Source organism: Undibacterium sp. SXout20W, assembly GCF_049340285.1.
GTDB lineage: Bacteria > Pseudomonadota > Gammaproteobacteria > Burkholderiales > Burkholderiaceae_D > Undibacterium.
This window is the reverse complement of sequence record NZ_JBMPPH010000045.1, coordinates 23,845-30,052: the sequence shown is the minus strand read 5'-3', so window position 1 is coordinate 30,052 and position 6,208 is coordinate 23,845. Positions and strand designations below refer to the sequence as shown.

General features: G+C 38.3%; 6 protein-coding genes and 1 pseudogene. 4 read left to right on the top strand and 3 right to left on the bottom strand.

All coding sequences use genetic code 11. The features are described 5' to 3' along the window. Together ACO0K1_RS17110 and ACO0K1_RS17105 are read left to right on the top strand one after the other, a co-directional pair. Nucleotides 1-117, top strand: a pseudogene (locus tag ACO0K1_RS17110) (IS30 family transposase); the annotation flags it as partial. Nucleotides 118-168: 51 nt separating this feature from the next. Continuing rightward, a complete protein-coding gene (locus ACO0K1_RS17105; RefSeq protein WP_423027900.1) occupies nucleotides 169-765 on the top strand; it encodes a hypothetical protein in 597 nt (198 codons plus the stop codon). A gap of 748 nt (nucleotides 766-1,513) precedes the next feature. Here ACO0K1_RS17105 and ACO0K1_RS17100 read toward each other — a convergent pair. Then, nucleotides 1,514-2,299 carry a hypothetical protein gene (locus tag ACO0K1_RS17100; protein WP_423027898.1) on the bottom strand — a complete coding sequence of 262 codons (786 nt, stop codon included), beginning with the start codon at nucleotides 2,297-2,299 and terminating at the stop codon, nucleotides 1,514-1,516. A gap of 92 nt (nucleotides 2,300-2,391) precedes the next feature. Continuing rightward, complete coding sequence (locus tag ACO0K1_RS17095; protein ID WP_422996123.1) at nucleotides 2,392-3,381, bottom strand: helix-turn-helix transcriptional regulator; 990 nt, start codon at nucleotides 3,379-3,381, stop codon at nucleotides 2,392-2,394. A 177-nt stretch (nucleotides 3,382-3,558) separates the two neighbouring features. Between ACO0K1_RS17095 and ACO0K1_RS17090 the strand changes: the two genes are divergently transcribed. Continuing rightward, entirely contained in the window at nucleotides 3,559-3,825 is a 267-nt protein-coding gene (locus tag ACO0K1_RS17090) for a helix-turn-helix domain-containing protein (RefSeq protein WP_422996121.1), read from the top strand. A 754-nt stretch (nucleotides 3,826-4,579) separates the two neighbouring features. Here the strand turns inward: ACO0K1_RS17090 and ACO0K1_RS17085 are convergent. Beyond that, nucleotides 4,580-5,488 carry a recombination-associated protein RdgC gene (locus ACO0K1_RS17085; RefSeq protein WP_423027896.1) on the bottom strand — a complete coding sequence of 303 codons (909 nt, stop codon included), beginning with the start codon at nucleotides 5,486-5,488 and terminating at the stop codon, nucleotides 4,580-4,582. A gap of 170 nt (nucleotides 5,489-5,658) precedes the next feature. Here ACO0K1_RS17085 and ACO0K1_RS17080 point away from each other — a divergent pair, with 170 nt between their 5' ends. After that, nucleotides 5,659-6,177 (top strand): DUF6622 family protein, encoded by a 519-nt coding sequence (locus tag ACO0K1_RS17080; protein WP_423027894.1) that lies wholly within the window; start codon nucleotides 5,659-5,661, stop codon nucleotides 6,175-6,177. Nucleotides 6,178-6,208: the final 31 nt, after the last annotated feature.

The following is a 6,208-nucleotide window of genomic DNA, read 5'->3' as shown; positions in this document are numbered from 1 at the left end:
TGGGCGATGAACAGCTTAAATCATCGTCCCAGAAAATGTCTCGGCTTCAAAACGCCGCACCAAGTATTTATGAAGCAGTTACAATCGCATCAACATGTGGTTGCACTTCGAAATTGAATCCGCCAATATAAAAATCGTTATGGAATTTGTGAGAAAAAAACTTGGTCCTTGAACTCAGAAAAAATTAATCCTGACTATTTGGTTGAACTTCAAACCAAATTTGCACAGCATAATAAAAAATGGGGATTGATCCGTGGAGTAAAGGGATCTAGGTTAAAACATGTTCCATTAAAAGTATTTTATAAAATGGTAGATAGAATTATGACTGCCAGTTATAAGAAAAAAATTAATGAAATGATTGATCGTATTGAATTTAGTGTCGGTGAAAGATTATCCATTGATAGCATACGAGATAAAATTCGTGAGCACCTAACCCCATATATTAATAGTGCCACCAGGGAGAAAAAAATTTATCGTGAGTTTACAAAAATTGATTTCCATAAAATGCAGGAAGAGTTAATTGCAGACCAAAAAAAATTAAAATTGGAACGAGAAAATATTATTGCTCGTAAAAAAATTTATGCCGAGGCTATTAATAAAGATGTGGAACAGAGCAAGGAAATTAATAATTTAATATCTGAAAATGAAAAATTGAGATTGCAACTTTTGGCTATCCAGAAAAAATTTGGGGTTGATCCTGAAATTAATTTGTATCAAAATGCATCAAATGCCAAAAATAACCAGATTGCTAAATTAAAAAAGTGATTTTTTTCGGCGTGCCATTTTTAATTGCTAATGCAATCTAAGAGCCACTACGTGATTATTTTGAAAGATAGAAACACTTCGTGATTCTGTTTTGCTTGTGTACTATTAATTAAAACTGCATTTGTACTATTAATTCTTCTGCTTTTGACTTTGCCTTTACCGTGCTATCACACGGTGCCGGCAAAGTCATCCCTTACCTTAAAAAATTAGGGTATTGGGACTTTGCCAGCAGTGTGATAATCACATAGCACCGGATAGAAAATAAGTAACCATTTCTATTTAGCAGTTCGTTCCGTTACTGGAACAGTTGGAGGGGTCTGCCTTGTATGTCTTCCCTGTGGTTTTCCAACTTTACCATTCTTACCTACTTACCACACGTTACGCTGCATAATAACAATATGGTTTGCTACCTGCTAAGGGGGATTTACAGTTATCAGGTTTACCTGAATATTTTTAACCTGCCTTCATATTAGCCATTCGCATTAGCAATTAATTGAATCGTTCGATTTCTACCGTTAATGTAAAAATTGCCTTACCACTCAGCAAGACAATTAAATTTATCTGGAATTGGTGTATTGACAATATCCTGAAATTCAATATGATTGAATTGTGTTTGGTACTATATTTATATTGTATTTTTCTAAAATGTCAATAGATATAGTGTTGGGTTCAGGTGGTGCTGATCTAACGAAAATAAAAAAACCAGTCTTTATTGACTGGTTTTTTTATTTTTAATGCTTGTTTTTGATTATTTAGTCCAAACAGAAACAACTCCTTTTGTTGGATTGTTCACTGATCCAGCCAAATGCTCCACAATTGCATATCCAGTTGCTCCATAAGCATCTTGGTAGCTGTAGGCATTAAATGTTGCAAATCCACCGCTGACAATTGTTGTATTGGGTGTGCCACTTAACATGGATGTAATTTGTGCAGCAGTTAATGTAACACTACCAGATGTGGCATTTCCGTTTGAATCAAAAACTAATGTAGAACCACCCCAACCACTTGTTGAAGTACCACAATCTTCACGGTAAGTTCCAAATGTTTGATTTGCCAAGCCAGTAGCATTGGTAATTGCTGTGGCTTTTCCTTGAACTAAAACATCTATAGATTTTGTAGATGATACACCTGAAATATTTTCACAAAGTTCAATAACAGATGGGACATTTGAGTTATTTGAAGCAGTAGAAATCCCTACACCTGCTGTTAATGGTGATCCCCAATTATAGCCACCAGAGGTCGTAGTGACAGTTGCTGAACCGTTGAAAAAAGTGATGGCATTTGCATTATTTTGTCCTTTATCAACGATGCTCGCTGTCGTTGATGCCGGTGTTCCATTCACATTTTGCAAATAATTAAAATCCAAATATCCAGTGGTGACAGGATTGCTAGTTGATGGCGTTCCTGAGCCTGAGTTACCGCCACCTGTACTAGCACCATTGCCTCCACTACCGCTATTGTTACTACCACTGCTACCACCACATGCACTCAAGGTAATACTAATCAGGATTGCTACTAAGGTACTGGATTTCACAAATGTTCTCCTCGCATAAATTTAAATTAACTTTCTAATCATTAAGTTCAATTGTATTTGCTTGGAGTGAAGACATCTATAGAATAGATGTTCTATGAATTAGTGAGAATTTTAGTCAATTCAGCCTTGCCAGAAATGCCAAATTTTGAGTAAATACTATGGGCTTGATTTCTTACTGTTGCTGGTTGATTGCCTAATTTTTGAGCAATTGCTTTGTATGTTTCATTGCGTGACAGCATTTCAGCAATGACTAACTCGGTTGGAGATAACTTTTCAAAGGTCGTCGTTTTTTTAAAATTTAAAAGTATAAAATCTTTTTGCAGTCTTGCAGTAAGTGTGAATTGTTTTCCGATGTAAATTTTTTCGGAAGTTGATCGTAATTTTTCTAACAATATGGATGGGAGAAATGGTGGTGTCCATTCATGAAATTCACTAAATAAAAACTCAACGGAAACTTCATCAATGAAATGAATCGTTCCCATCAACGAACAAATTGCAGTACCGTTCATGGGATTTTTTACTTCGTTAATTTTATGAATTTGACGATTAATGGCAAACGCTTGAAACACGTGGGGAAGTATTATATTTGCTTTGGAATTATCGTCTTGAATATAGTTGACGTTATTTTTTCTACGCCAAAGAGACAGTGTTTGAAATCGATCAGGAATTGCAGGTGTTAGTACCATAACCATCGTTTGAAAGCTCTCGGTTTTTTTTCCATAAGCAACTAAGTTTGGTTTAAGCCGTTTGTCAGAAATAGATAATGCAACTGACTTCCCCTTGTTTTTAAATGCCAAAGCAAGTGATGGATCTTCACTAATTAATTTATTCGGTCCTTCTGCGATTTCAGCTTCAATATACTCTTGCCTGGCATGTAATTTATCGTATGTGGATACGTTATGTGCGGCAGCAGATACCAGTTTTATTCCAGATATAGTTGAAGTGCTAAAATCACAGAAACCGCCTGAATCAAAATGAATCTCTTTTTTTATAAACGAAAAAACTTTGTCCGAAAATTCAGAAACAGAGGTGTTTTGGCTTGCTTGGTATATATTTAATATCAGATTATTAATCTCATCCATAAAAACCTAACTGGCACTCAAAATTCGTAAAATTGGAATAAAAAATTATTGCAGTATTGGCAAATAACATGGTGCATTTTGCAGTATTTTGCAAGTATTGACAAATTCAGGTAATCAATCACTATACGTGAAGCAAACTCCGTGGATGCAAATGTTTCATAAGAATATCTTGGCGGAATGTCTGCCATACCAAAACTCCCAACTAATTTGCCAGATCCGAACAATCTTCGGGATGTGTTTGCATTTAATGTGAGATTGTTGAGAGTACAAAAAGGTTGGTCGCAAGAAACATTGGCTCTTGAATGTAGTTTGGATAGAACCTATGTTTCTGCTGTGGAACGATCAAGATGGAACATTTCACTATCAAATATTGAACTGATTGCAAAATCACTTGATGTTCCACCGTGGGAGTTGCTAATTCCACCAAAGCAACTTTTGCTTTAATCATTAAAAAACTGCTAAAATCCACATTCGTTTAGCAGTGGTAGCAGAATTGGTAGCAGTTTTTCTGTTTCCTTTTATTAATAATGTTGCTAAGTCCTTGATTTTATTGGTTGAAAAAATTGATGGGTGAGTTTTTTTCACTGCCCCGTCCGCTCCGCCAGTAAAAGAAAAGGCATATAACTCAATGAGCTATATGCCTTTTTTCATTTCCGCATCAATTTATTCACTGGCGCGACTGGTTTCTTTGAAGGCATCTCATGGCCAATCTAGTTTCTTCCTGAAATAAAATCGTAAACATATCCAGACTGGCGAGAGGAAGACACAGAGCATCTTCAGTAACATACCAACTGCCGCGCCACCAGCGCCTGCGGTAAAATCTGACTCTATGCTTGCGAGGTAAGAAATAATGCAGGTGGATATAAATGGAAAGAGAACGATTGACGTGACCATTGCCAGTGCGAGAATAAAAAGGATAGCAAAAGTGTCGATTCTTTTTTTGCGATAAGGGTTTTACACTAAACATAAGTTTGATTTATTAATCGCTGGAAGCTGCTTGCCATATGCGTAAATATTTTTGCTAATTAGCTCCCTGGAATCAAAGCGTCATAGCGACCAGGCTGATCAGTATAGAAACCGAAAATGACCTTTTCTCTCGCTGCGGCGTTCCATTTTCATCACCATGCTTTTAAGTAAGGAATTTAGCCGAAAAAAAAAGACGAGTCGGACTCGTCTTTATCTTTGAAGCTAAGAACACTTACGCCGCTTTTGCTGGCTCTAGTTCGCCATCCAAAGCAAATACGATGTCATCCAGCATCTTAGCTAATTCAGCAGTCATTAACATGAAGTCGGCATCAAAACGCTCTTCTTCGTTAGTACCTTTATCTTTATCTTCATCCAGAATGTCCAAAGGTTTAATGCGCTTGATGGTCAGCGTATCGGTCAGGACAAAGCTGATACGGTCGTCCCAAGTCAACGCAAGCTTGGTGCATTGTTTGCCCGCTGCAATGTGCTTTTGAATATCGTCTGGTTCCAAGGTATAGCGAACATAACGCACGGTCGCTTTATCTTCCGTTGATGACTTCAATTCGGTATCTTGATCGATCGTAAAGCCTTTGGGTGCCTCATTGCCTGCCAACCAAGAAGTCATGGCTGCTTGTGGGGACGACTTAACTCGTAAGCCTTCGAGCGGTAACTTGTCACAACACTTCAGCAACAACTTGACCACTTCATCCGCGCGAGAAGGGCTGGAAGCATCAATGACCAGCCAGCGATTGACCGGATCAATCCATACGGCTGTATTGCGCTTTACGCCAAATGCGCGAGGTAACAATTCATCGGTGACTCTTTCTTTCAAGTCTTTCATTGCTTTACGACCAGGGGCAAAACCCTGCTGTTCTTCTAACTCAGCCGCTCGAGCCTTGGTAACCTGGTTAATCACACTTGAGGGTAATAATTTCTTTTCGGTTGCCAGTGAGATTAAAAATTGTTTATTCACACTATGCACCAACATCTCGTTATTACGTGGTGGCGCCCACCCCTGACTTTGCATTTCATTGGAAGCACATTGGGAGAATGCAACACGGGAGAGTTGGGTATGTAACTCCTCAGCCGTGATTTGCCATGAAGAGGTAAGACGGAAAATCTGTAAATTCTTGAACCACATAGCGTTTCCAAACGAAGAAAACCTGACATTCTACACGTCTCGTCAGATCAACTCACGCCGCATTTGACCCCTTTTACGACTTTAATTTGTGCTTGATCGCAAAGCACATTACATAAGCAAATTACGTCGTCACACTGATCCGTACTAAACCAAACGTATTAAAGGAGATAATGATGCTACAGGCAATTTTGACAAATACACCGATCTGGGTCTGGTTTATCTTGTTGTTTTTACTTTCTCGCGGGATTAAGGCCACTCAAGACCGTACCGTGAGTTTGAAGACGGTCATAATATTACCAATAGTGATGCTACTTTGGTCATTGCAAGGAATTTTTCAACATTTCGGATTACAGATCAATGCCGCACTGAGCTGGGGCATAGGATGTGTGTCGTGCCTGGGCACCTTATTGTATTTTAGAAATAAAAATGCAGTGACGCTAACACCGGAAGGGCTAGTTCATTTGGCCGGAAGCTGGAAGCCATTTTTCATTTTGTTGGGGATGTTTTCAATGAAATATGTTGAAAATGTTCTCATCGTAATGAATCCAGCTTTTAGAACTGATACGAATTTTATCATCGGGACTTGTTTGTTATTCGGCGCAATGAATGGCGTATTTTTAGGCAATTTGGTCAGTGTATTTATTCTGATGAACCGTAAGAATTCCGAAAGTACGGCACAAACTGCATGAGTGCCTGCATATGCAGACGGACATGGCGCGA